Origin of the sequence: Pseudomonas sp. BF-RE-25 (assembly GCF_019956105.1) — a bacterium.
GTDB classification, from domain to species: Bacteria; Pseudomonadota; Gammaproteobacteria; order Pseudomonadales; family Pseudomonadaceae; genus Aquipseudomonas; species Aquipseudomonas migulae.
Map to the genome: position 1 here is coordinate 269,860 of NZ_JAHBDB010000011.1, position 25,588 is coordinate 295,447.

General features: G+C 60.7%; 15 protein-coding genes. 4 read left to right on the forward strand and 11 right to left on the reverse strand.

The window, feature by feature from the left end; all coding sequences use genetic code 11:
- Positions 1-142: 142 nt before the first annotated feature.
- From glgB to KGB24_RS06860, 3 genes are all read right to left on the reverse strand, one after another.
- Complete coding sequence (gene glgB / locus KGB24_RS06850) at positions 143-2,374, reverse strand: 1,4-alpha-glucan branching protein GlgB (RefSeq protein ID WP_223416674.1); 2,232 nt, start codon at positions 2,372-2,374, stop codon at positions 143-145.
- Between the two features lie 2 nt (positions 2,375-2,376).
- Positions 2,377-5,718 (reverse strand): maltose alpha-D-glucosyltransferase, encoded by a 3,342-nt coding sequence (gene treS / locus KGB24_RS06855; protein ID WP_223416672.1) that lies wholly within the window; start codon positions 5,716-5,718, stop codon positions 2,377-2,379.
- 168 nt (positions 5,719-5,886) lie between these two features.
- Complete coding sequence (locus tag KGB24_RS06860) at positions 5,887-7,881, reverse strand: alpha-1,4-glucan--maltose-1-phosphate maltosyltransferase (RefSeq protein ID WP_223416671.1); 1,995 nt, start codon at positions 7,879-7,881, stop codon at positions 5,887-5,889.
- 216 nt (positions 7,882-8,097) lie between these two features.
- Between KGB24_RS06860 and KGB24_RS06865 the strand changes: the two genes are divergently transcribed.
- The gene (locus tag KGB24_RS06865; RefSeq protein WP_192227263.1) at positions 8,098-8,265 is read left to right on the forward strand and encodes a hypothetical protein; all 168 of its coding nucleotides are present in this window, start codon (positions 8,098-8,100) and stop codon (positions 8,263-8,265) included.
- Between the two features lie 109 nt (positions 8,266-8,374).
- On the opposite strand, the gene KGB24_RS06870 is transcribed toward KGB24_RS06865, so the two are convergent.
- Positions 8,375-8,869 (reverse strand): MgtC/SapB family protein, encoded by a 495-nt coding sequence (locus KGB24_RS06870; protein ID WP_207284273.1) that lies wholly within the window; start codon positions 8,867-8,869, stop codon positions 8,375-8,377.
- Positions 8,870-8,990: 121 nt separating this feature from the next.
- Between KGB24_RS06870 and KGB24_RS06875 the strand changes: the two genes are divergently transcribed.
- From KGB24_RS06875 to mapR, 3 genes are all read left to right on the forward strand, one after another.
- Positions 8,991-9,224 carry a DUF3203 family protein gene (locus KGB24_RS06875; protein WP_008035603.1) on the forward strand — a complete coding sequence of 78 codons (234 nt, stop codon included), beginning with the start codon at positions 8,991-8,993 and terminating at the stop codon, positions 9,222-9,224.
- A gap of 195 nt (positions 9,225-9,419) precedes the next feature.
- Positions 9,420-10,832, forward strand: coding sequence for a cytochrome c oxidase accessory protein CcoG (gene ccoG / locus KGB24_RS06880; RefSeq protein WP_223416669.1), 1,413 nt, complete (start codon positions 9,420-9,422; stop codon positions 10,830-10,832).
- 130 nt (positions 10,833-10,962) lie between these two features.
- Complete coding sequence (mapR, locus tag KGB24_RS06885) at positions 10,963-12,372, forward strand: GntR family transcriptional regulator MpaR (protein WP_223416668.1); 1,410 nt, start codon at positions 10,963-10,965, stop codon at positions 12,370-12,372.
- A 123-nt stretch (positions 12,373-12,495) separates the two neighbouring features.
- On the opposite strand, the gene KGB24_RS06890 is transcribed toward mapR, so the two are convergent.
- The 7 genes from KGB24_RS06890 to tpx form a co-directional block, all read right to left on the reverse strand.
- Entirely contained in the window at positions 12,496-13,242 is a 747-nt protein-coding gene (locus KGB24_RS06890) for an SDR family oxidoreductase (RefSeq protein ID WP_223416666.1), read from the reverse strand.
- A 241-nt stretch (positions 13,243-13,483) separates the two neighbouring features.
- On the reverse strand, positions 13,484-15,592 hold the full coding sequence (locus KGB24_RS06895) for a putative bifunctional diguanylate cyclase/phosphodiesterase (RefSeq protein WP_223416665.1): 2,109 nt from the start codon (positions 15,590-15,592) through the stop codon (positions 13,484-13,486).
- Positions 15,593-15,907: 315 nt separating this feature from the next.
- Positions 15,908-17,383 (reverse strand): efflux transporter outer membrane subunit, encoded by a 1,476-nt coding sequence (locus KGB24_RS06900; RefSeq protein ID WP_008030212.1) that lies wholly within the window; start codon positions 17,381-17,383, stop codon positions 15,908-15,910.
- The gene (locus KGB24_RS06905; protein WP_223416664.1) at positions 17,380-20,487 is read right to left on the reverse strand and encodes an efflux RND transporter permease subunit; all 3,108 of its coding nucleotides are present in this window, start codon (positions 20,485-20,487) and stop codon (positions 17,380-17,382) included. Before KGB24_RS06905 ends, KGB24_RS06900 begins: the two co-directional genes overlap by 4 nt.
- Positions 20,484-23,588: an MdtB/MuxB family multidrug efflux RND transporter permease subunit gene (locus tag KGB24_RS06910; RefSeq protein ID WP_223416663.1), complete on the reverse strand. Its 3,105-nt coding sequence runs from the start codon at positions 23,586-23,588 to the stop codon at positions 20,484-20,486. The genes KGB24_RS06905 and KGB24_RS06910 overlap by 4 nt, the downstream gene beginning before the upstream one ends.
- Entirely contained in the window at positions 23,585-24,901 is a 1,317-nt protein-coding gene (locus tag KGB24_RS06915) for an MdtA/MuxA family multidrug efflux RND transporter periplasmic adaptor subunit (protein WP_032828793.1), read from the reverse strand. The genes KGB24_RS06910 and KGB24_RS06915 overlap by 4 nt, the downstream gene beginning before the upstream one ends.
- 178 nt (positions 24,902-25,079) lie before the next feature.
- Positions 25,080-25,580: a thiol peroxidase gene (gene tpx / locus KGB24_RS06920; RefSeq protein WP_008030203.1), complete on the reverse strand. Its 501-nt coding sequence runs from the start codon at positions 25,578-25,580 to the stop codon at positions 25,080-25,082.
- Positions 25,581-25,588 lie beyond the last annotated feature (8 nt).

Below are 25,588 nucleotides of genomic sequence, written 5' to 3' on the forward strand. Positions count from 1 at the left end.
GTCGGTTTTCATGAAATGCGTTGTCCCGGCTGACACCATCGCGGACAAGCCGGGTCGTCGCACCGCTGCTCCCACAGGTACAGCGTGACCCCTGTGGGAGCGAGACCGGCTTGCTGGCGAATGGCAGCGACGCGTTTTTAGATCAACCCTCCGGCCGCAACATCAACACCGCCAACGGCGGCAAATTCAGCACCAAGGAAAGCGCCTGCCCATGGCTGGCCTCTTCCTCGGTAGACGCCCCGCCGCTGTTCCCGTAATTCGAACCGGCATACGTCGCCGCATCACTGTTGATCACCTCAGTCCAGCGCCCCGCAAACGGCACGCCAATGCGATAAGCCTGGCGCGGTACCGGCGTAAAGTTGGCCACCACCAGCACCGGCCGCCCATCCTTGCTCCAGCGCAGGAACGCGTAAACGCTGTTGATCGCGTCATCGCCAATCAACCACTGGAACCCTTGCGGCACGTCGTCCTGCTCATGCAACGCCGGTTCTTCGCGGTACAACCGGTTGAGGTCGCCAACGAGTTTCTGCACGCCTTGGTGTTCCGGGTACTGCAGCAAGTACCAATCCAGCTGCTGATCATGATCCCACTCGCGCCACTGGCCAAACTCGCAGCCCATGAACAACAGCTTCTTGCCCGGATGCGCCCACATGAAGCTCAGGTACGCGCGCAGGTTGGCGAATTTCTGCCAGCGGTCGCCGGGCATTTTGTCGATCAGCGAGTGTTTGCCGTGGACCACTTCGTCGTGGGAGATCGGCAGAATGAAGCGCTCGGACCAGGCGTATACCAGGCCGAAACTCAGTTCGTTGTGATGATGCGCGCGGTACACCGGATCCTGCTGGATGTAATGCAGCGAATCGTGCATCCAGCCCATGTTCCATTTGTAATCAAAACCCAGGCCGCCCTGTTGGGTGCTCTGGCTCACGCCTGGCCACGCGGTGGATTCTTCGGCGATCACCAGTGCGCCAGGGGCTTCGAGGTTGACCACGTCGTTGAGGTGACGCAGGAAGTCGATCGCTTCAAGGTTCTCCCGCCCACCGTGACGGTTCGGCACCCATTCGCCGGCCTTGCGCGAGTAATCGCGATACAGCATCGACGCCACCGCATCGACGCGCAGGCCATCGACATGGAAATGCTTGAGCCAGTGCAGCCCCGACGCCAGCATGTAGCCGTGCACCTCGGTGCGTCCGAGGTTGTAGATCAGCGTGTCCCAATCCTGGTGGAAACCTTCCAGCGGGTTGCCGTATTCGTACAGCGCGGTGCCGTCGAATTGCGCCAGGCCGTGGACATCGGTCGGGAAATGCGCCGGCACCCAATCGAGGATGACGCCGATGTCGGCCAGGTGACAGGCGTTGACGAACGCGGCGAAGTCATCCGGTGAACCGTAACGCGCACTCGGGGCGAATTGCGAGAGCAGTTGATAGCCCCACGAACCGCCGAACGGGTGCTCCATGATCGGCATCAGCTCAATGTGGGTGAAGCCCAGATCCTTCACGTACGGGATCAACCGTTCACCCAGTTCGTGCCAGGTGTACTGACGCGCGACTTCGCCCAGATCGTCCAGTTCGCACTGCCAGGAGCCAGCGTGCAATTCGTAGATCGACAGCGGCGCGCTCGGTTGTGAACGCTCGACGCGTGCCTGCATCCACGCGTGATCCTGCCATTCGACGCTCAGGGGTGAGGCGACTTTCGACGCAGTGTCCGGCGGCAGCGCGGTGGCCAGGGCCATTGGATCAGCCTTGAGCGGCAGAATGCCGTGGGCACCGAGGATCTCGTACTTGTAAGCCTCGCCTGCCTGCATGCGCGGGATGAACACTTCCCAGACGCCGGTCGGGTGACGCGAGCGCATCGGGTGGCGACGCCCATCCCAGTTATTGAAATCGCCGACCACCGACACCCGCCTGGCGTTGGGTGCCCACACGGCGAAACGCACGCCGTCGACGCCGTCGACGTTTTTCAGCTGCGCACCGAGGCAACTGCTCAAGTCGCGGTGATTGCCCTCGGCGAACAGGTACAAGTCCATTTCACCGAGCAACGGGCCAAAGCTGTAAGGGTCCTCGGACACCTGTTCGCCACCGGCCCAACGGGTACGCAGCACATACGGCTGCGCGTGCTCGAAATGCCCGACAAACAACCCCGGCGTCTGGGTGGCTTCAAGGCTGCCGAGTTCTTCGCCGGAGTCCTTGGCCAGCACCTGCACGCTCAGCGCGTCAGGTAGATAAGCCCGAATAAATTGCCCGCCAGCACCATCGCCATGGGGGCCGAGGATTGCAAAGGGGTCGTGATGTTCAGCGCGTACCAGCGCATCAATGTCCCGGGACCTGGGCAGTAACGCCTCTCTAGCGTGACCCTGTTCCTTGTTCGAGAAACTCATGACTACTCTCCACCAAGATCGGAAAAGGGTTTAAGCCCACTCAATAATCCATATAAACCGTGCAACGGCACGGGCAACCAGGTGGGCCGATTCTCTGCCTCATAGGCCACCTCATACGCCGCTTTTTCCAGACCGAACAACGCCAGCGCGGCGTCCTCGCCTTCCGGATCTTGCCACGCATGAGCAAGACTAGCTGCCGCCAGCCGATAAGCGTCGACAAATGCCTGTCGCGCTTCACTTAAATAGCGATCGGCAACGCGCTGGCGAGCCGCCTGCACATCGGAGGTCTGATCGGCGTTGTGTACGTTGATCGTCATCGCCGCAGCGTAGTCGAAGGAACGCAACACGCCGCTGACATCTTTATAGGGGCTGTGTTTGCCGCGACGTTCGGCCAGTGGCCGTGCCGGTTCGCCTTCGAAGTCGATCAGGTACGCATCCCCCTTGATCACCAGCACCTGCCCGAGGTGCAAGTCGCCGTGGACGCGAATCCGCAGACCACCGACTGCTTTTTTACCCAGTTCCTGGACATGGCCGAGGATGGCTTTTTTGTTGTCCAGTAAACGGCTGACCAGGGTTTTGTCTGCCGGGTTCAGTTCGCTTTGATGCTGCTTGAGCAACTTCAGCGCGTGCTCCAGTTGCGCCGCGACATCCTTGGCCGAGGCCAGGGCGTCTTTTTGCGTGGTGACGTGCGGGGCGAAGTCCGGGTCGTCGGTAGACGCCGCCAGCACCAGGTGCATTTCACCCAGGCGCTGACCAAGCATTGCGGCGAAGTCTTTCAACTCGCCGAGAGCGTTGTAATGCTGCTCCTGCTCGGACATCGCGTCGGCCAGTTCATCGCGTAGCGCCCGTTCGAGGTTGTTCTGCGTCCATTCCCACGCATCGCCCTGATTGCTCAAATAGCCTTGGGCGATCATCAGCAGATTGTCTTCGCCCTTGGCGTCGCGGCGAACCACCGAACCCAGCAGCGGCGAGATATTGGCAAAGCCTGCGTTGGTCAGGTACGCGCTCATTTCCAGTTCCGGGTGCACGCCCGAGGCGATCTTGCGGATCAGCTTCAGCACCATGGTTTTGCCCACCACCACCGAACTGTTGGACTGCTCGGCGGACAGGTAACGCACTTCCGATTCCGCCGTCAGCCCCAGGCCGGCCAGTGCGGCAGTCGGCTCGAAGCGGATTTCGCCGCCATCGGAAGGCAACACCGTGTTGTCCTGCATGGCTGACAGCACGGCGCGGATGAAGTGTTCGAGGCTGAAGGCATCGGTGATCAAACCCACCTGTGGTCCGCGTCGCACCCGCGACAACGCCAGTTGCTGCGGCAATGCCGGCCCGACCTGATCGTCCGCAATGAAGCCGAACGGCAATTGGTAACGACTGGTCTGGCCGCCGCTGGTGACTTCGATTTCACTCAACAGCACCGGATGCTGCGCATCACCGAAACGCACGCCGTAGGCCAGGTTGACCTTGTCGATGGCAGCGTCCTTGCCGGCGAACCAACGCCGGTTCTGCAACCAGCTTGGCAAGATGCTCTGCTCCAGCGTGCCACGGGACGGCGTTTCGAGCAGTTCCTCCATGCGTTTCTTCAGCACCAGCGTGGTGAAGTCCGGCAGGCTTTGCGCCGGCTCGACGTGCCAGCTCGGCATCTGGTTTTCTGCTGCCAGTACAAACCAATAGAAGCCATACGGTGCCAGGGTCAGGAGAAAATTCAATTGCCCAATCGGCGGGAACGCATTCCCGCCGAGCATCTCCACCGGCACCATGCCGACGTAGGCCGACAGGTCGAGCTCTGCCGCTTGCGCGCTGCGGGACACGTTGGCCACGCACAGGATGATTTCGTGCTTGCCGTCGGTCCCGGTGAATTCACGGGTGTAGGCCAGAATCCGGCGGTTGCTCGGCGACAGCATTTTCAGGGTGCCACGGCCAAAGGCCTTGGACTGTTTGCGCACCGCGAGCATGCGGCGGGTCCAGTTCAGCAGCGAATGCGGGTCGCCGGCCTGGGTTTCGACGTTGACCGACAGGTAGCCGTATTGCGGGTCCATGATCGGCGGCAGCACCAGGCTCGCCGGGTCGGCGCGGGAAAACCCGCCATTACGGTCGATCGACCATTGCATCGGCGTGCGCACGCCATCGCGGTCGCCGAGGTAGATGTTGTCGCCCATGCCGATTTCATCGCCGTAATACAGCGTCGGTGTGCCGGGCATCGACAGCAACAGGCTATTGAGCAATTCCACGCGACGACGATCACGCTCCATCAGCGGCGCGAGACGACGGCGAATCCCCAGGTTGATCCGCGCGCGACGGTCGGCGGCGTAGTAATTCCACAGGTAATCGCGCTCCTTGTCGGTGACCATTTCCAGAGTCAGCTCATCGTGGTTGCGCAGGAAAATCGCCCACTGACAGTTGGCCGGGATTTCCGGGGTCTGACGCAGAATGTCGGTGATCGGGAAACGGTCTTCCTGGGCCAGCGCCATGTACATCCGCGGCATCAGCGGGAAGTGAAAGGCCATGTGGCATTCGTCGCCGTTCAGGCCTTTTGTATCGGTGTCGCCGAAGTACAACTGGGTATCTTCCGGCCACTGGTTGGCCTCGGCCAGCAGCATGCGATCGGGATAATTGGCGTCGATTTCGGCACGGATCTGCTTGAGGACATCGTGGGTCTCGGGCAGGTTTTCGTTGTTGGTGCCGTCGCGCTCGATGAGGTACGGAATCGCATCCAGACGCAAGCCGTCGATGCCCATGTCCAGCCAATAGCGCATCACCGAGAGCACGGCTTTCATGACCTGCGGGTTATCGAAGTTCAAGTCCGGCTGGTGGGAATAGAAGCGGTGCCAGAAGTACTGGCCGGCGACCGGGTCCCAGGTCCAGTTGGATTTCTCGGTGTCGAGAAAAATGATGCGGGTGCCGTCGTATTTTTGATCGTCATCGGACCAGACGTAAAAGTCCCGCGCGGCCGAGCCGGGTTTGGCTTTGCGCGCGCGCTGGAACCACGCGTGCTGGTCCGAGGTGTGATTGATGACCAGTTCGGTAATCACCCGCAAGCCACGTTTGTGCGCTTCAGAGATAAAGCGTTTGGCGTCGGCCATGGTGCCGTAATCGGGGTGCACGCCACGGTATTCGGCGATGTCGTAACCGTCATCGCGTCGTGGCGAGGGATAAAACGGCAACAGCCAGATGGTGTTGACGCCGAGGTCGGCAATGTAATCGAGTTTGGCGATAAGGCCGGGAAAGTCGCCGATCCCGTCGTTGTTTGAGTCGAAAAAAGACTTAACGTGAACCTGGTAGATCACCGCATCCTTGTACCAGAGCGGGTCCTTGATAAACGTGGCTGCCTTGGGTTTCTTCGCCATTTGAAACTCCTGTTGAGTTCGAGAAGGTCGCTGGGCCGTTCACAGTCCTCCGACGCAATGATTTCCCTTGTAGGAGCCGGCTTGCTGGCGATGGCGGCGGGCCAGTCAACGAAACTGTTGAATGCAATTGCGCTATCGCCAGCAAGCCGGCTCCTACAGATCCTGCGTTTAGACGGTAATGCGCCAGATCCCGAACGGCTGATGCGCCGGGTCGATCCGCATGAACTGGTACTTGCCGTGCCAGGTCCAGCGATGCCCGTTCATCAAATCCTCGCCCTGGGTGCTGGCGTCGTCGGACAAACCCATTTCCCACAGCGGCAATTCGAAGTTCGCTTCCTGAACGTTGTGCGGATCGAGGCTGACGGCCATCAGAATGAAATTGCTGCCATCGGCGCTGCGCTTTCCGAAATACAGAATGTTGTCATTCCAGGCGTTGTAGACCCTTAGCCCCAAATGCGTGTGCAGCGCCGGGTTTTGCCGACGAATGCGATTGAGCTGAGCGATCTCGGCGATGATGTTGCCGGGCGCATTGAAGTCTCTTGGGCGAATCTCGTACTTCTCGGAATCGAGGTATTCCTCCTTCCCCGGCACGGGCGCGGCTTCGCAGAGTTCGAACCCGGAATACATGCCCCACAACCCGGAGCCCATAGTCGCCAGCGCCGCACGGATCAGAAAACCGGCGCGCCCCGACTCATGCAGAAACGCCGGGTTGATGTCTGGCGTATTGACGAAGAAATTCGGCCGGTAGCATTCGCGCCACGGCGATTCGTTGAGTTCGGTGAAGTACGTCGACAGTTCATGCTTGGTGTTGCGCCAGGTGAAGTAGGTGTAGCTCTGCGAATACCCCACCTTGCCCAGGCGCGCCATCATCGCCGGCGTGGTGAAGGCTTCGGCGAGAAAAATCACCTCCGGGTACAGCGCCCGCACATCGGCGATCAGCCACTGCCAGAACGGCAACGGTTTGGTGTGCGGGTTGTCGACGCGAAAGAGCTTCACGCCCTCCTCGACCCAGCCGACCACGATGTCGCGCAACTCGACCCACAGGCTGGGAATCGCTTCGACGGCATAGAAGTCGACGTTGACGATATCCTGGTATTTCTTCGGCGGGTTCTCGGCGTATTTGATCGTGCCGTCCGGGCGCCAGTTGAACCAGCCGGGGTGCTGTTTGAGCCACGGATGGTCCTGGGAACACTGGATGGCAAAGTCGAGCGCGATTTCCAGGCCATGGTCAGCCGCTGCAGCCACCAGCCGACGGAAGTCTTCGCGGGTGCCCAGCTCCTTATGAATCGCCTCATGCCCGCCCTCTTCACTGCCAATGGCATAGGGGCTGCCCGGATCGTCGGGGCCAGCGGTGAGCGAGTTGTTCGGGCCTTTGCGGTAGCTGCGTCCGATCGGGTGGATCGGCGGAAAGTACAGCACGTCGAACCCCATGTCGTGGATCATCGGCAGCCGCGAATGCACGTCGTTGAAGGTGCCGTGACGGGCCGGGTCATCGGTGATCGAACGCGGGAACAACTCATACCAACTGGCAAACTGCGCGAGCTCGCGTTCGACATCCAGCGGATACTCGGCGCTCAGGCTCAAAAAAGCGTGGTGATCGGCCTCGGCCATCAGGTCAGCGCTACGCTGGTGCAAAAACAGTGCGACCTGCTCGTTTTCGAGCAACCCGGACAATTCATGGTGCAGCGCGGCCAGCGCTTCGCTGAGTGGCCCTTCAGTGCGTTCGGCCGCCTGCTGGACCTGATTGCGCCCCTCCTGCAACTCAAGACTGACCGGCACGCGGGCCGTGTACTTTTTTTCCAGCTCATAACAGAAGCTGGCGAACTGATCGACCCAGGCTTCGATGCAGAACACATAACGGCCTTGGCGGTCGACGCGGAACTGGCCTTGATAACCGTTGTTGCCCAACTCGCCCATGACTTCGCTCTGCCAGACCTCATCGTCGGCGGCACGCCAGCGGACCCGGACGGCCAGTTTGTCATGACCGTCGGCGAAGACTTTGCTGGTGACGACCACGTCTTGCCCCACCACCGCTTTAACGGCGAATTGCCCGCCATCGAGGGTCGGCATGGTGTTTTCGATGGCGATGCGCGGTAGCAGTAACGCCTGCGACAGCGGCATATGAGGGTTGTAGTTGAGCTCTGTGGGTTTTTCAGCAGTCATCGAGCATCTCTCCTTCACGCCCCATGGACGCTCTTGTACCTGGTCGTCATTCGCGCAAGGCCAGCGGCCCCGGAATGAACTCACTTAAGTTCCGAGCGACGGGCGCCGGTAAAGTTCACGGGGATTTGCCTGGGTATCCGGTGGAATCAATTCCTGCGCGAAGTGGTCAACACACTTAAGCACGACTTGCGCCATGTGCCACTGGAGGCTTCCACGATGAGTATTCCAATCCCGGCAGAAACGCCCGATCCGAACATCGACCAACCGACGATTCCACCGACTGAACCGCAACCTGTACCCGAGCAGGATCCGCCGGGTACTACCCCTCCACCGCGTGAAGATCCGCCAGAAACCATCCCGCCGGTAATCGTCAGTCCCGAATGATGCCGCGCCCCCTGTAGGAGCCAGCTTGCTGGCGATGGCGTCCGTACATTAAACATGGCGTTATCTGGACGACCGCTATCGCCAGCAAGCCGGCTCCTACAGGTCCGTGTCAGTCTTTGTTTTCGAGTAGTTTCACGATCCTCGGCATCACACTGAAAATCCCCAACGCCAGCAACGTACTGAACACCGCCGTCGCCTCACGCCCCAACCCGGCGGAAACACCAATCGCCGCAGTCATCCACAACCCGGCGGCGGTGGTCAGGCCTTTCACGTGGCCTTCATCACCGTCCTGGTTTTTCAGGATGGTCCCGGCACCGAGAAAGCCGATCCCGGCGATCACGCCTTGCACCACGCGGCTCATGGCATCCGCCTGAGAACCGGACATTTGCGGCACCAGCACAAACAATGCCGCGCCAAGGGCGACCAACATGTGCGTTCGCACTCCGGCCGCCTTGCCCTTGTGTTCACGCTCGAACCCCAGAATCCCGCCCAAAATCGCCGCTATCAGCAATCTGACGGTAATTCGTGTCAGTTGTGAGGCGTCGCCGATGTCGGCGAACTCCGCTTGCAGCGTCACCCAAACCTCATGCCACCAGGCGTTCATGGTGCAATCCTTGTAGATGCTCGATAGAGGATGGACCGCGCCGACCATTAATCGGTTGCACAGAACGATGGCGGCCGCGGATGCCCTAACAGTCATGAACCCGCAGAAAAAGGACCTCTCCATGACTGTGCGCATCGAAAACCAGACCTGCTTCTTCATCACGCAGAACGGCGAAGAAATCCGTCTGTGCCCCGACGTCACCATCATCACCGACGGCGCCAAGGCCATGTCGGCGGTAGACATCGACGGCCAGCGCATTTACATCACCGAAGCAGAAGCCGATGCATTGACCGTAGCAGGCGCAGTGGACGGTCGACGGCATCTGAAGGCCACCAACAGTGATTCGGTGATTTGACTGACCCGGATCAACATCACGCGCGGGCGCCTGATATAGACGCCCGCGCCCCGTTTTGACGGGTGCATCAACTTGTCGCAGGACGAGGCTCAACGCTCATCTGATCCGCTTTTTATTGCGATACCTGAGTCTGTTATGCAAACAGATCGCCGCTCATAGTGCTCATGCCTGATGGAGGCTGATGAGCGAAAGACCATGAGCGAAAGAATCCCCGTCCGAACCGTAGAAACATTTGAGCCTTCGCGTCCAAAGATGAAGGCCAAGTCCAGCGACAACCTGATCCACACCCGCAGCTTCACCGGCCTGTTCCGAACCCTGCGCCTGAGCGGTGCGGGATTTCTGTTTCTGCTGTTTTTCGGCACCGTGTGGTTGAACTGGGGTGGCCGTCAGGCTGTGCTCTGGGACCTTTCCGAAAGCAAATTCCACATCTTCGGTGCGACCTTCTGGCCGCAGGATTTCATCCTGTTGTCGGCACTGTTGATCATTGCCGCGTTCGGTCTGTTTGCGATCACCGTGTTTGCCGGCCGGGTCTGGTGCGGCTACACCTGCCCGCAGAGTTCCTGGACCTGGATTTTCATGTGGTGCGAGAAGATCACCGAAGGCGAGCGTAACCAGCGAATCAAGCTGCAAGCCGCGCCCTGGGGCGTGAATAAACTGATGCGTCGCTCGGCCAAGCACACGCTGTGGCTGGCGATCAGTTTGATGACGGGCCTGACGTTTGTCGGTTACTTCACGCCGATCCGGCCGCTGGCCGAAGAGTTGCTGACCTTGCAGATGGGCGGTGTCAGCCTGTTTTGGGTGCTGTTTTTCACCGGCGCGACTTACATCAACGCCGGTTGGCTGCGCGAAGCGGTGTGCATGCACATGTGCCCGTATGCACGGTTCCAGAGCGTGATGTTCGACAAAGACACGCTGACCATTTCCTACGATGTCGCCCGTGGCGAAAACCGTGGCCCACGCAAACGTGAGGTGAAACCTGCCGACGTCGGCCTTGGTGATTGCATCGATTGCCAACTGTGCGTGCAGGTCTGCCCGACCGGCATCGACATCCGCGATGGCTTGCAGATGGAGTGCATCGGGTGCGCCGCGTGTATCGACGCTTGCGATTCGATCATGGACAAAATGGGCTATGCCCGTGGCCTGATCAGCTACACCTCGGAGCACGAGTTGCAAGGTGGCAAGACGCATCTGCTGCGGCCAAGGCTGATCGGCTACACCGCGGTGTTGCTGGTGATGATCGGCGCCCTCGCCCTCGCACTGGTGGAACGGCCGATGGTGTCGCTGGACGTCAGCAAGGACCGTGGTCTGTTCCGCGAGAACAGCCAGGGGCAGATCGAAAACATCTACAGCCTTAAGGTCATCAACAAGACCCAGCAACGTCAGGACTACCGCTTGACCCTGGTCGATGGCGACGGCTTCCAGCTGCAAGGCAAGACCGAACTGAGCCTGGCACCGGGTGAAATTGTCGACGTGCCGGTGTCCGTGGCGATGACCACCGAACGGCCGAGCAGCAGCTCGCAGAGCATCAGTTTCAAGATCGTCGACAGCGATGAACCTGAGATTTATAGCGTGGCCAAAAGCCGGTTTGTTGCGCCGATGAACCGTTGATCCCTTAGACTGCGGTGCTGCCATTCGCGGGCAAGCCTCGCTCCTACGGTACGATGGTGTCTGTAGGAGCGAGGCTCGCCCGCGAAGATGTCACCTCGATTTTCCTGAATGACACCGAACCGGGCTTTAAATGAAACGCTACGAAAAATTCGCCGACGACATCGCTGAACTGATCCGCTCCGGCGTCCTCGGCCCCGGCCAGCGCGTGCCCTCGGTGCGCTATGCCAGCCAGACCTACGGCGTCAGCCCGTCCACTGTGTTCCAGGCCTATTACCTGCTGGAGCGCCGTGGCCTGATCCGCGCCCGCCCGCGTTCCGGCTACTTCGTCAACACCCATGCGCCGAGCCCGTTTTCAGAGCCGGTGATCAGCAGTCAGGTCAATGAGTCCACCGAAGTCGACGTCAGCGAACTGGTGTTCTCGGTCCTCGACTCGATCAAAGACCCCAACACCGTACCCTTCGGCTCGGCGTTCCCCAGCCCGACCCTGTTTCCCCTGCAACGCCTGTCCCGCTCCCTGGCCAGCGCCGCCCGGGACATGGATCCGCGCATGGTCGTTACCGACATGTCGCCAGGCAACCCGCAACTGCGCCGACAAATCGCCCTGCGCTATATGGTCGGCGGTCTGATGCTGCCCATGGAAGAACTGCTGATCACCAACGGCGCCCTCGAAGCGTTGAACCTGTGCCTGCAAGCCGTCACCGAACCCGGCGACCTGGTGGCCATCGAAGCCCCTGCGTTCTACGCCTGCCTGCAAATCCTCGAACGGCTGAAACTCAAAGCCGTGGAAATCCCCGTGCACCCACGCGACGGCATCGACCTCGGCGTGCTCGCGCAAACCCTGGAACGCCACCCGATCAAGGCCTGCTGGTGCATGACCAGCTTCCAGAACCCCATGGGCGCCACCATGCCCGAGCCCAAGAAACAGGAACTGGTGGAGCTGTTGCGAATCCATCAGGTACCGCTGATCGAAGATGATGTCTACGCAGAACTCTATTACGGGCAGCAGGCGCCGAAACCGGCGAAAGCGTTCGATACCGAAGGGTTGGTGATGCATTGCGGCTCGTTCGCCAAGAGCCTCGCCCCTGGTTATCGCATTGGCTGGGTGGCTGCCGGGCGCTATGCGCAGAAGATTGAGCGGTTGAAGTTGATGACCTCGCTGTGCGCATCGATGCCGGCGCAGGCGGCCATTGCCGATTATCTGCAACATGGCGGCTATGACCGGCATCTGCGCAAACTGCGTTATGCGTTGGAAGAACAGCAGAGTGCGATGCTGGCGGCGATTGCTCGCTATTTCCCGGCGCAGACTCGCGTCAGCCAACCGGCCGGCGGGTATTTTTTATGGCTGGAATTGCCGCCGCAGATGGACTCGTTGAAGTTGTTTCAGATGGCATTGGCGCAAGGGATCAGCATTGCGCCGGGGCCGATATTTTCACCGGCGCAGCGGTTCAGGAATTGTATTCGACTGAATTATGGCAGCCCCTGGAATGAGGCTTCGGAGAAGGCGATGGAGACGTTGGGGCGGATTGTGCGGTCGTTTTGAAGGTTTGATAGTGTTTGGTCTATCGCCTTCGCGAGCAGGCTCGCTCCTACAGTTGACCGTGTTCCACTGTGGGAGCGAGCCTGCTCGCGATGAGACCAGAACAGGCACCACAACATTTGAGGGCTAGCGTCCGCCACCAAGATCAACAAACGTCCCCGTCGCATACGACGCCTTATCCGACAACAACCACACAATCGCTTCCGCCACTTCATCCGGCCGGCCACCGCGTGCCATCGGTATTGCCGATTCCAGTTTGCTGACCCGGTCCGGATCGCCGCTCAGTGCGTGGAAATCGGTGTAGATATAGCCAGGTCGCACGGCGTTGACGCGGATACCTTCGCCGGCCACTTCCTTGGACAGGCCGACGGTGAAGGTGTCGAGCGCGCCTTTGGAGGACGCGTAGTCGACGTATTCGTTGGGGGCGCCCAAGCGTGCGGCTACCGAGGAGACGTTGACGATGCTGCCACCCTGGCCGCCATGTTTGGGCGACATGCGCAGGATCGCGTGTTTGGCGCAGAGGATTGGCGCCAGGACGTTGGTTTTGAGAATTTTGAGGATGCGGAATTCGGACATTTCGTCGACCCGGGATTTGTGCCCCACGGTGCCGGCGTTGTTGACCAGTGCGGTGACCCGGCCCAGTTCGGTGTCGACCCGGTGAAACAAGGTGATCACTTCGTCTTCGATGCTGACGTCGGCACGGACCGCGATGGCTTGGGCACCGAGGGCGCGGACTTGCTCGAGCACACGGTGCGCAGCTTCTTCGTCGGATTGATAGTTGATGCAGATCCGATAGCCCTGTTCGGCGGCCAACAAGGCTGTGGCGGCACCGATGCCGCGGCTGCCGCCGGTGATGACGATGACTTTGTCCATGCGAGCTTTCCCCGTTCAAGCGTAAGCAGTCGGGGGCAAGAATAACCGCCATCGGCGTTTTTTGCATGGGGTGTTGTGGTGTCCAGGCGGACGCCATCGCCGGCAAGCCGGCTCCTACAAGGTTTTGTGGCGGGCCTGAACGATCTGAACAACACGGTCCTCTGTAGGAGCCGGCTTGCTGGCGATAGCGTCCTCGAAATCGACGTAAATCTCACGGGCCCCATCGCCGGCAAGCCGGCTCCTACAGGGTGAGTGACTCGGCGGTAAGCGGTAACGCGGCCGCACGCTCCGCTCGAAGGATGTCGACCATGAAGCGCTCCGCCGGCAGCGGGTGCCCCAGCAGGTAACCCTGCAACGAATCACAGCCCAGTTGAGTGAGGAAATCCTGCTGCACGTCGGTTTCCACCCCTTCGGCGACAATCCGCAAACCCAGTGCCTGGCCCAGCGCGACGATGGCGGAAACGATCGCGGCGTCGTCGCTGTCGCGTTCCAGGTCGCGAACAAAACCACGGTCAATCTTCAATTCATTGGCCGGCAAGCGCTTGAGGTACATCAAACTCGAATAGCCAGTGCCAAAGTCATCGATGGACAGGTCGACGCCCATCTCCGAGAGCTCGTTAAGCACCGTCATGCTCGCATCGGCGTCACTCATGGCGGTGGTTTCGGTGATTTCCAGAGTCAGGCTGTTGGCGGGCAAATGGTGCGTGGCCAGGGCTTTGGCGACACTCTGAACCAGGCCAGCATGGCAGAACTGCAGGGCCGAGAGGTTCACCGCGATGCGCCAGTCGGTGTAGCCGAGCACGTACCACTCGCGCATCTGGCGGCAGGCTTCGTTAAGCACCCAGTCGCCAATCGGGATGATCAGCCCGGTCTTCTCCGCCAGCTCGATGAATTTATCCGGCAGCAGCATGCCCTGAGTCGGGTGCACCCAACGCAACAGCGCTTCGGCGCCGACCGGCCGGCCATTGCTGGCGTCGAATTTGGGCTGGTAATAGAGGCTGAATTGTTGCTGGTCCACGGCATTACGCAGGTCTTGCAGCAATTGCAGTTGTTTACGCGCGTTGCTGTTCATCGAGGCGTCGAAGAAGCTGTATCCATTTTTGCCCGCGCCCTTGGCGTGATACATCGCCGCATCGGCATTCATCAGCAGCTCTTCGGCCGTCTGGCCGTTGCCCGGATAGAGGGCGATGCCGACACTGGCTGAAATCTGCAAATCATGTTCGGCGACGCGGAACGAGCGCGCGATCATTCCGACCTGACGGGCCGCCAGGTTCAGGGCGTCATGCTGGTCGCGCAGTTGCACCAGCAAGACAAATTCGTCACCGCCGATCCGCGCCAGGGTGTCCTGGCTGCGCAGATCCTCGCGCAGGCGCAAGCCGACTTCCCGCAGCAGCAGGTCGCCCATGTGATGGCCGAAGGCATCATTGACTGGTTTGAAACCGTCCAGATCGATGAACATCAATGCAAAACAACCGCCCTGCTCCTGCACCTTCGACATGGCCTGGCCGATGCGGTCGGCCAGCAATACCCGATTCGGCAAACCGGTCAGGGTGTCGTGCAGCGCCAGTTGGGTGAGTTCACGATTGGCTTCGGTCAGCGAGCGGGCCAGGTCGGCGGTGCGCGCCTCCAGACGCGCATCCAGAATCGAGGTGAGCAAGGCGATGCTCAACACCGCCAGCGTGGTGATCAAGACCAGGCTGTCCAGGCCCTTGCCGCTTAAACCGTTGACGGCCGCGCCACAAAAACTGCCGTCCGGAAACTGCGCCGCAGCCATGGCGGTGTAGTGCATGCCGACGATGGCGATGCCCATGATCACCGCCGCGCCGCCGCGAATCAGCCGGACGTAAGGTGTGTGCTTGCGCAGGCGGAAGGCGATCCATAACGCCGCGCCCGAGGCGCCGACGGCTATCAGCAGCGATAAGCTGAATAGCGTCGGGTCGTAATCGATGCCCGGCTGCATGCTCATGGCGGCCATGCCGGTGTAATGCATGGCGCTGATGCCGGCCCCCATCACCAGTGCGCCGAACGCTAGTTGCCAGGCCGGTAATTGTGGCTGGCTGACCAGCCACAGGGCGAAGCCGCTGGACAGGAACGCGGTCAGCAGCGACAGCGATGTCAGCGTGACATCGTAGCCAAGGTCAATCGGCAATTTGAACGCGAGCATGCCGATGAAATGCATCGACCACACACCAATGCCCATCGCAAAAGCCCCGCCCGCCGTCCACAAATGCACAGCCCGACCTTTGGCGGTGGCAATGCGCCCGGTCATGTCGAGTGCGGTATAGGAGGCGAGAATCGCTACGAAGAGCGAAATGATAACCAGCGTGGGTGAATAGCTACCGATGAGCATTGGATTTCTCGCGACTACCCCGCCGTACTGCTTCCGTTCTCGGGGGGCAAATCGGGCGATTGTACTGATTGCACAAAAGAACGCACTGAGAAAATTAGCAAAGGGCCATCAAGCCGATGAAACGCTTGTTTGATCGCCCGCAATACCTCTGAAACGTTACTCCCGAACCGCACCCCACACCTCTGTAGGAGCTGTCGAGTGAAACGAGGCGGCGATTCTTTCAGGCAATGAAGATCTGGAGCAAGATCAAAAATCGCCGCCTCGTTTCACTCGACAGCTCCTACAGGGATACGGGGGAATGCGGGAATTCGGGGATCAGTTGTTGAGTTCTAGCTGGCCGTCCCATCCGCCGCCCAGCGCCGCAATCAATTGCACGCTGGCGATCAGCCGGCTCTGCAACAAGTCCAGCATGTTGCGTTCATTGTTCAGCGCCGTGGCTTGCACCACGACCACATCCAGGTAAGCAATCAACCCGGCCTTGTACTGGTTCTGGGTCAGGCGCAGCGACTCACGCGCCGCGTCCAGTGCCTGTTGGCGCACGGCGGATTCGTCTTCCAGGACCTTGAGCTGAACCAGGTAGTTTTCCACTTCACGGAAACCGTCGAGCACGGTCTGACGGTATTTGGCCACGGTTTCGTCATAGGCCGCTTCGCTGCGGTCCACTTCCGCCGAGCGCTGACCGCCGTCGAACAAGGTCATTGCCAGTTGCGGGCCGACCGACCAGAAGCGGTTAGGCACACTGATCCAGTTCGAAGAGGTGCTGCTGCTGTAACCGCCGTTCAAACTCAACGTCAGGTCCGGGTAATAAGCCGCCTTGGCCACGCCGATGTTGGCGTTGGCCGCCATCACCGAGCGCTCGGCAGAGGCGATGTCCGGGCGACGTTCGAGCAATTGCGAAGGCAGGTTCAGCGGCACGTCGGGCAGCAGCGGGATGTCCGTGGTTTCTGCGAGGCTGAACTCAGCGGGCGGCAGCCCGATCAGTACGGCGATAGCGTTCTCGAACTGGGCGCGCTGCCAGATCAGATCGACCAACTCGGCCTCGGTGCTCTTGAGCTGAGTGGTGGCCTGTGCCACCGCGTCCTTGCCGGAAACGCCGGCGCGATACTGGTTTTCGGTCATTTTCAGCGAGCGCTGATACGCCTCGACCGTCGCTTGCAGCAGGCGCCTTTGCTCATCGATCACACGCAATTGCAGGTAGTTCTGCACCAACTCCGACTGCTGGCTCAACCGCATCGCCGCCAGATCGGCAAAACTTGCCTCGGCGTTGGCGGTGTCGGCCTCAAGGCCCCGGCGCAGTTTGCCCCAGACGTCGGCCTCCCAACTGACCCCGGCCTGGGCCGTGTAGGTGTTGCGGATGCCGCTGGAGGAACTGCTCAGGCTCGAACTGCTGCTGCCGGTGCCCTGGCTGGAACGGTTTTTCCCGACGGTCAGGTCCACCGTCGGGAAGAAAGCACCGCGGGCACTGCGCACCAGGGCCTGGGCCTGACGGTACTGGGCTTCGGACTGGGCGACGGTCTGGTTGGCGCTGTTGAGTTTGTCGATCAGGCCGTTGAGCTGTTGATCGCCATACAGCTCCCACCAGGCACCGCGGGCCAGGGAATCGCTCGGGTTGGCCTGACGCCAACCGGCCGCCTCCTTGTACTGCACCGGCGCGGCGGCCGTCGGGCGCTGGTAATCCGGGCCGATGGCGCAGGCACTGAGCAGCGCCACGCACAGCGACAGGCTCAACAAACGCGAGCCTCTGGCCGTGATCAGCGGTGCAGACAGGTTGATAAGCGAACGGTCAGTCATAGCGGAGTTTCCAGAGCAGCATCAGTACGCACCCCACGCCATTTATTGAAACGATGGCGCAGTTTGTCGAGATAGAGGTAAACCACCGGGGTGGTGTAAAGGGTCAGCACCTGACTGAAGATCAGCCCGCCGATAATGGTCAGGCCCAGCGGCTGGCGCATTTCCGCACCTTCGGCACGGCTCAGCAGCAGCGGCAACGCCCCGAGGATCGCGGCCAGCGTGGTCATCAGGATCGGACGCAGACGTTGCAGGCACGCGCTGCGAATCGACTCCAGCGGTTCCAGGCCCTTTTGCCGCTCCAGTTGCAGCGCGAGGTCGATCATCAGAATGGCGTTTTTCTTCACCACCCCGATCAGCAAAAACAGCCCGAGCAACGAGATCAGGCTGAACTCGCCGCCCAATGCATAGATCGACAACAACGCGCCAACCCCCGCCGACGGCAAGGTCGAGAGAATGGTCAGCGGATGAATGTAGCTTTCATACAGCACGCCCAGTACCAGATACACCGCCACCAGCGCGCCAAGAATCATCCACGGCTGGCTCTTTTGCGTGGCGGCAAAGGCATCGGCTGTACCGGCCATTTTCACGATGACGTCTTCCGGCATACCGAGCTTGGCAATCGCCCGTTCGATGGCCGCAGTGCCCTGCTCCACGGTCACGCCTTCGGCCATGTCGAAGGAAATGCTTTCGGAGGCGAACTGGCCTTCATGGCTGACGCGATCATCTTCCAGGCTGTTTTCGTAATGGGCGATGGTCGACAGCGGAATCCGCGCGCCGTCGGCGGTGATCACCTGGACCTGCTTGAGGGTGATCGGGTCTTGAGCGTATTTCGGGTTGACCTCCATCACCACCTGATACTGGTTGAGGCTGTCGTAGATCGTCGAAATCTGCCGCTGGCTGTAGGCGTTGTTCAACACGGCGGTGACCATGTCCATATCGACGCCCAGGCGCTTGGCCTGATCGCGATCGACGATCAAGGTCACTTGCTGCGCCCCGCGTCCTTCACGGGCGTCAATCGCGGTCAGCTCCGGCAACGCCTTGAGCGCGGTGACGACCTTCGGGTACCACTGGCGCAATTCGCCAAGGTCGGCGCTTTGCAGGATGTAGGAATACTGCGAGCTGGTCTGTTCACGACCACCGCCAAACTGCAGGTCCTGATCCGCCATCAGCATCAACTGTGCGCCGGGAACCTTGGGCATTTCCTTGCGCAGGCGTTCGATGACTTTTTGCGCGGACAAGGCCCGTTCCTTGATCGGCTTCAGACGCACCAGCATGAAGGCGTTGTTGGTGCCGTTGGTGCCGCCGATGAATCCGGCGACGCTTTCCACTGCCTCATCTTTCAACACGGCACGGCGGAAGATTTCCATTTTCGGTTGCATAACGCTGAACGAAAGACCATCGTCGCCGCGCACGAAACCGATCAGCTGGCCGGTGTCCTGTTGAGGCAAAAACGTTTTAGGAACAACAATATACAGCGCAATGTTCACGCCAACTGTCACAATCAAACTGAGCAATGTCAGACGACGGTGGCGCAGCACCCAATCGAGACTGGTGGCGTATTTGCCGACCATCCACTCGTTGGCGCGCTGACTCCAGCGCTGCAAACGGTTTTCCTGACCCGGCGTATGTGGCTTGAGCCAACGGGCGCACAGCATCGGTGTCAGCGTCAGCGAGACCACCAGCGACACCACGATGGACGCCGCCAGCGTGATGGAAAACTCACGGAACAGGCTTTCGATGATCCCGCCCATAAACAGGATCGAGAGGAACACCGCCACCAGCGAGACGTTCATCGACAGCAGCGTAAAGCCGACTTCCTGCGCCCCGAGGTAAGCGGCCTTCATCGGCGGCACGCCTTCGTCGATGTGCCGGGAAATGTTCTCCAGCACCACGATGGCGTCGTCCACCACCAGCCCGGTGGCCAAAATCAATGCCATCAGCGACAGGTTGTTCAGCGAGAACCCGTAGAGGTACATCACCGCGAAGGTGCCGACCAGCGACACCGGCACCGCGAGGGTCGGAATCAGCGAAGCGCGGAAGTTACCGAGGAACAGGAACACCACCAGAATCACCAGCGCCACGGCAATCAGCAGGGTCATTTCCGCTTCATGCAGGGTCGCCTTGATCACCGGCGAGCGGTCCATGGCCAGGTTCAGTTTGACGCTGGCCGGCAGCACCGCTTGCAGTGCCGGGAGCTGGGCCTTGATCTCGTTGACGGTCTCAATGATGTTGGCGCCGGCCTGGCGGTTGATCACCAGCAGCACTGCCGCGTCGTCGTTGAAGAAACCGCTGTTGTAGCGGTCTTCGACGCCGTCGCTGACCTTGGCCACATCCTTCAGGCGCAGTGCCGCACCGCCGTTGTAGTGGATGATCAGCGACTCGTAGTCCTTGGCCTTTTCCAGTTGATCGTTGGCCTGAACCTGCCACAAACGCTGACCGTCTTCGACCGAGCCCTTGGGCCGGCGCACGTTGGCGTTGGCGATGGTGTTACGCACATCGTCCAGCGCCACGCCGTACTGGTTGAGCGCTTGCGGTTCGAGCTCGATACGCACCGCCGGCAAAGAGCTGCCGCCGATCTGTACTTCGCCCACGCCCTGCACCTGGGACAGGCTCTGGGACAGGATCGTCGAGGCCAAATCGTAGAGTTGGCCCTTTTCCAAAACGTCCGAGGTCAGCGACAGCACCATGATCGGCGCCTGGGACGGGTTTACCTTCTTGTAGGTTGGCATGCTGCGCATCCCGCTCGGCAGCAGGTTGCGAGAGGCGTTGATCGCCGCTTGCACTTCCCGCGCCGCGCCGTTGATGTCGCGGTCGAGGTCAAACTGCAAAATGACCCGGGTCGAGCCCTGGCTGGATCGACTGCTCATGGTGTTGACCCCGGCAATGGCGCCGAAGGAACGTTCGAGCGGCGTGGCCACGGTCGAGGCCATTACCTCCGGGCTCGCGCCGGGCAGGCTGGCCTGAACCACGATCACCGGGAAATCCATTTGCGGCAGCGGCGACACCGGCAGCAAGCCGAAGCTCACCCCGCCCAGCAGCATGATCGCCAGGCTCAGCAACATGGTCGCGACCGGGCGCTTGATGAAAGGTCCGGAGAGGTTCATGGCTGCTCGACCACTTCCACGGACTCGGACTTGCGGCCCCAACGACGACCGAGGCGGTCGAAGTACAGGTAGATAACAGGCGTGGTGAACAGTGTCAGTACCTGACTCACCAACAAGCCACCGACCATCACCAGACCCAACGGCTGACGCAACTCAGCGCCAGAACCGGTGGCGAGCATCAACGGCACCGCGCCGAACAACGCCGCCAGCGTGGTCATCAGAATCGGCCGGAACCGCAGCAGCGCGGCTTGATAGATCGCCGTTTCCGGGTCCATGCCCTGATTGCGCTCAGCATCGAGGGCGAAGTCGATCATCATGATCGCGTTCTTCTTCACGATACCGATCAGCAGGATGATGCCGATGATCGCGATCATCCCCAGGTCATTGCCACTCAACAGCAACGCCAGCAAGGCGCCGACCGCCGCCGAGGGCAAGGTCGAGAGGATGGTGATCGGGTGGATGTAGCTCTCGTAGAGCACGCCGAGCACGATGTACATGGTCACCACCGCCGCCAGAATCAGCAGCAAGGTGCTCGACAGCGAAGCCTGGAACGCCTCGGCCGCGCCCTGGAACTGGGTCTGCACGCCAATCGGCATGCCGATGTCCTTTTGCACTTGCTCGATGATTTGCACTGCATGCCCCAGCGCCACGCCGGGCGCGAGGTTGAAGGACATCATCACCGCCGGGAACTGGCCGATGTGGGTGATCGCCAGTTGCGCCTGACGCTCTTCGATGTGCGCCAGGCTGGACAGGCGCACTTGCCCGCCATCGGTGGTCTTGACGTGAATCTGGTTCAGCGCGTCCGGGCCGATTTTCTCGCCGGACTGCGATTGCAGGACCACACGGTACTGGCTGGCCTGGGTGTAAATGGTCGAAATCTGCCGTTGGCCGAAGGCGTCGTACAGCGCGTCGGTGATGTTCGACACCGATACGCCGACCCGCGACGCGGCATCGCGGTCGATCACCAGGTAAACCTGCAAGCCTTTGTCCTGAAGGTCGCTGGCGACGTCGGTCAGTTCCGGCCGCTGGGCCAAAGCCTCAACCAATCGACTGCTCCACAGGCTGAGCAGCTCGGAATCCGGCGACGACATGCTGAACTGGTACTGGGTGCGGCTGACCCGGTCCTCGATGGTCAGGTCTTGCACCGGCTGCATGAACAGACGGATACCGACCAGTTTGTCGAGTTCCGGTTGCAGGCGGGCAATCACCTCCGTGGCGCTCAGGTCACGGTTGCCATGGGATTTGAGGTTGATCAGCAGGCGACCGCTGTTCAACGTCGAGTTATCGCCATCGACACCGATGTAGGACGACAGGCTTTCGACGGCAGGATCCGCGAGGATCACTTTCGCCAGTTCCTGCTGCCGCTCGCTCATCGCCGCAAAGGAAATTGACTGCGGCGCCTCGGAAATCCCCTGAATCACCCCGGTGTCCTGCACCGGGAAGAAGCCCTTCGGCACGACCATGTAAAGGAACACCGTCAGCGCCAAAGTGCCGATGGCCACCAGCAACGTCAGCGGTTGATGCTTGAGAACCCACTTTAACTTGCGCCCGTAAGCCGCGATCATCCAATCAATTGCTTCGCCGCTGGCCCGGTAGAAGCGGCCTTGCTCTTCTTCCTTGGGTTCACGCTTGAGCAGCCGCGCGCACATCATCGGTGTCAGGGTCAACGACACGACCAGGGAAATCAGGATCGCCACCGCCAGGGTGATGGCAAATTCGCGAAACAAGCGCCCTACCACGTCGGCCATGAACAGCAGCGGAATCAGTACCGCGATCAGCGACAGCGTCAGGGAAATCAGGGTAAAGCCAATCTGCTTGGCGCCCTTGAGCGCCGCGTTCAACGGGCTGTCGCCCTCTTCGATGAACCGGGAAATGTTCTCCAGCATGACGATCGCATCGTCCACCACGAAACCGGTGGCGATGGTCAGCGCCATCAGGGTCAGGTTGTTCACCGAGAAACCGGCGAGGTACATCACGCCGAAGGTGCCGATCAGCGACAGCGGCACGGCCACCGATGGAATGATCGTGGCGCTGGCCCGACGCAGGAACAGGAACGTGACCATCACCACCAGCGCGATGGCGATCAGCAGTTCGTGTTGCACGTCGGTGACCGATGCGCGGATGGTTTGGGTGCGGTCGGTCAGTACGGTGACCTCGAGACCGGCCGGCAGGTTGTCGGTGATGCTCGGCAGCAAGGCCTTGATCCGGTCGACCACCTCGATGACGTTGGCGCCCGGCTGGCGCTGAATGTTCAGCAACACCGCCTGATTCTCATTGGCCCAGGCTGCGAGGCGTTCGTTCTCCGCCCCATCGACGATTTCCGCCACGTCCTTGAGCCGCAACGGCGCGCCGTTGGTGTAGGCCAGAATCAGGTTGGCGTAATCCTTGGGCGAGGTCAGTTGATCGTTTGCATCGAGCATCGAGACCCGGGTCGGGCCGTCGAAGTTGCCCTTGGGCTGGTTGACGTTGGAGGCGCCGATCAGGGTGCGCACGTCCGACAGGTTCAGGCCGTTGGCCGCCAGGGCTTCAGGGTTGACCTTGATCCGCACCGCCTGACGCTGGCCGCCGGCAATGCTGACCATGCCGACGCCGCTGATCTGGGCGATTTTCTGCGCCATGCGCGTATCGACCAGATCATTGAGCTTGGGCAACAGCATGGTTTTGGAGGTAATCGCCAGGGTCAGCACCGGGGTGTCCGCCGGGTTGACCTTGTTGTACACCGGCGGCGCCGGCAGGTCCTTGGGCAGCAGATTGGTCGCGGCGTTGATCGCGGCTTGCACCTGCTGCTCGGCGACGTCCATGTTGATGTCGAGGCTGAACCGCAGGGTCAGCACCGAAGCGCCGCCGGAGCTGGTCGAGGCCATTTGGGTGAGACCCGGCATCTGACCGAACTGGCGTTCGAGCGGCGCGGTGACGGCGCTGGTCATGACGTCCGGGCTGGCGCCGGGATAGAGGGTCATCACGCGAATGGTCGGGTAATCGACCTGTGGTAACGCCGATACCGGCAACAGCCGATAGGCGATCACGCCGGCCAGAATAATGGCCAGCATGCTCAGGGTCGTGGCGACCGGGCGAAGGATGAACAGCCGCGAGATGTTCATGCGCCGCCCTTTTTCGCCTTGTCGGTGGTCGCCGGCTCAGTCGCGTCGGCCGCCGATTTGCCTTGCAGGTGCCCGGTCGGGGTGGTCGGCACATCCTTGGTGTCGTTGACCACTTCTACTTCGCTGCCTTCCTTCAGGCGGTCGGTGCCTTCCAGGACGACACGATCGCCGGCGGCCAGTCCTTCGGTGATTACGGTGTTGTCTCCATCGCTGGCGCCGACTTTCAACTGGCGGATCGTGACTTTCTTGTCGCCATCCATCGCATAGACGAAGGTGCCGTTGGTGCCGAATTGAATCGCTGCAGACGGCGCGAGTACCACGCCTTTGAGGGTGTCGGCCAACAGGTGGACGTTGACGAACTGATTGGGGAACAGCGCCTGATCACGGTTTTCGTAGCGCGCCTTGAATTTCAGGGTGCCGGTGGTGACGTCGATCTGGTTGTCGAGGCTCTGCAATACACCGGTGGCCTGTATTTGGGTGTCGCCACGGTTCCACGCTTCGGCGGGCAACTTGGCGCCGCTGCGATAGCGGGTCAGCACCACGTCGAGGCTGTTTTCCGGCAAGGTGAACGCCACGCTGATCGGCTGGGTCTGGGTGATGATCGCCAGCGCCGTTGTGTCGTTGGCCGCCACCAGGTTGCCGACGTCGAGCTGACGCAGGCCCACACGGCCGGCTATCGGCGCACGGATTTTGGTGAATTCGAGATTGAGCTTGGCGTCGTTGACCGCCGCCTGATTGGTCTTGACCGTGCCTTGATACTGGCCGACCAGCGCTTCGGCGGTGTCCAGGGTTTGCTTGGCGATGCTGTCTTCGCGGTACAGGTTGCGATAACGCTCGACATCGACCTGCGCGTTTTTCAGTTGCGCCTGATTCTGCAACAAGGTGCCTTCGGCTTGCAGCAAAGCGTTCTGGTAAGGGCGTGGATCAATTTCCGCCAGCAAGTCACCGGCCTTGACCATCTGCCCTTCTTCGAACGATACCTTGATCAGTTCGCCGCCCACCCGGCTGCGCACATTAATGGTGTTCAGCGCCGTCACGGTGCCCAACGCCTTGTAATACAGCGGGAAGTCACCCTTGACCGCCGGCGCCACACGCACCGGAACCGGCCCGGTCGCCCCGCCGAATCCAGGACGCATCCCCCCGGCCCTGCCGGTGTGCCCGGCCACGGCTTTTTGTCCGTTGCCTTCTTTTGGCGCAGCACTGCCAGGCCAGAATTTCCAGCACAGGCCGGCGATGACCAACAGGACAAGCAGGCCGAACAGCCAGCGACGAGGACTACGGGGAGCAGAGGATTGCATTGAATGATCAACCATTGGGCGCGTGGGCTTTTTCTACGGGAGGCTGAACGATAAGCACTGGCGGGGATTTAGCAAAGCGCCTTTACCGGCAATTTACCTTCGGCTTACGTAACAGGAGATTTATCTAAGACACTGAAGCACAAATGAAAACGGCCTGGACAGGGCCAGGCCGTTAACAATTGTAAAGGTATGCTTATTTCAGAACAGCGAGCGCCGCTTCGTAGTTCGGCTCTTCAGCGATTTCCTTGACCAGCTCGCTGTGCAGCACGTTGTCGTTCTCGTCCAGTACCACAACGGCACGGGCGGTCAGGCCTTTGAGCGGACCATCGGCAATGGCCACGCCGTAGTTCTCGATGAACTCGGCACCGCGCAGGGTCGACAGGTTCTGTACGTTTTCCAGGCCTTCGGCGCCGCAGAAACGGGCCTGGGCGAACGGTAGGTCAGCGGAGATGCACAGCACCACGGTGTTGGCGACATCGTTGGCCTGGGCGTTAAACTTGCGCACCGACGTGGCGCAAGTTGGCGTGTCGACGCTTGGGAAGATGTTCAGCACTTTGCGCTTGCCGGCGAAGCTCGCCAGGGTCACATCGGACAGATTGCCGGCAACCAGGGAAAAGGCTGGCGCCTTGGAACCGGCTTGTGGCAGTTGGCCGTTGACTTGAACCGGGTTGCCTTTAAGAGTGACTTGAGCCATGAACGGAG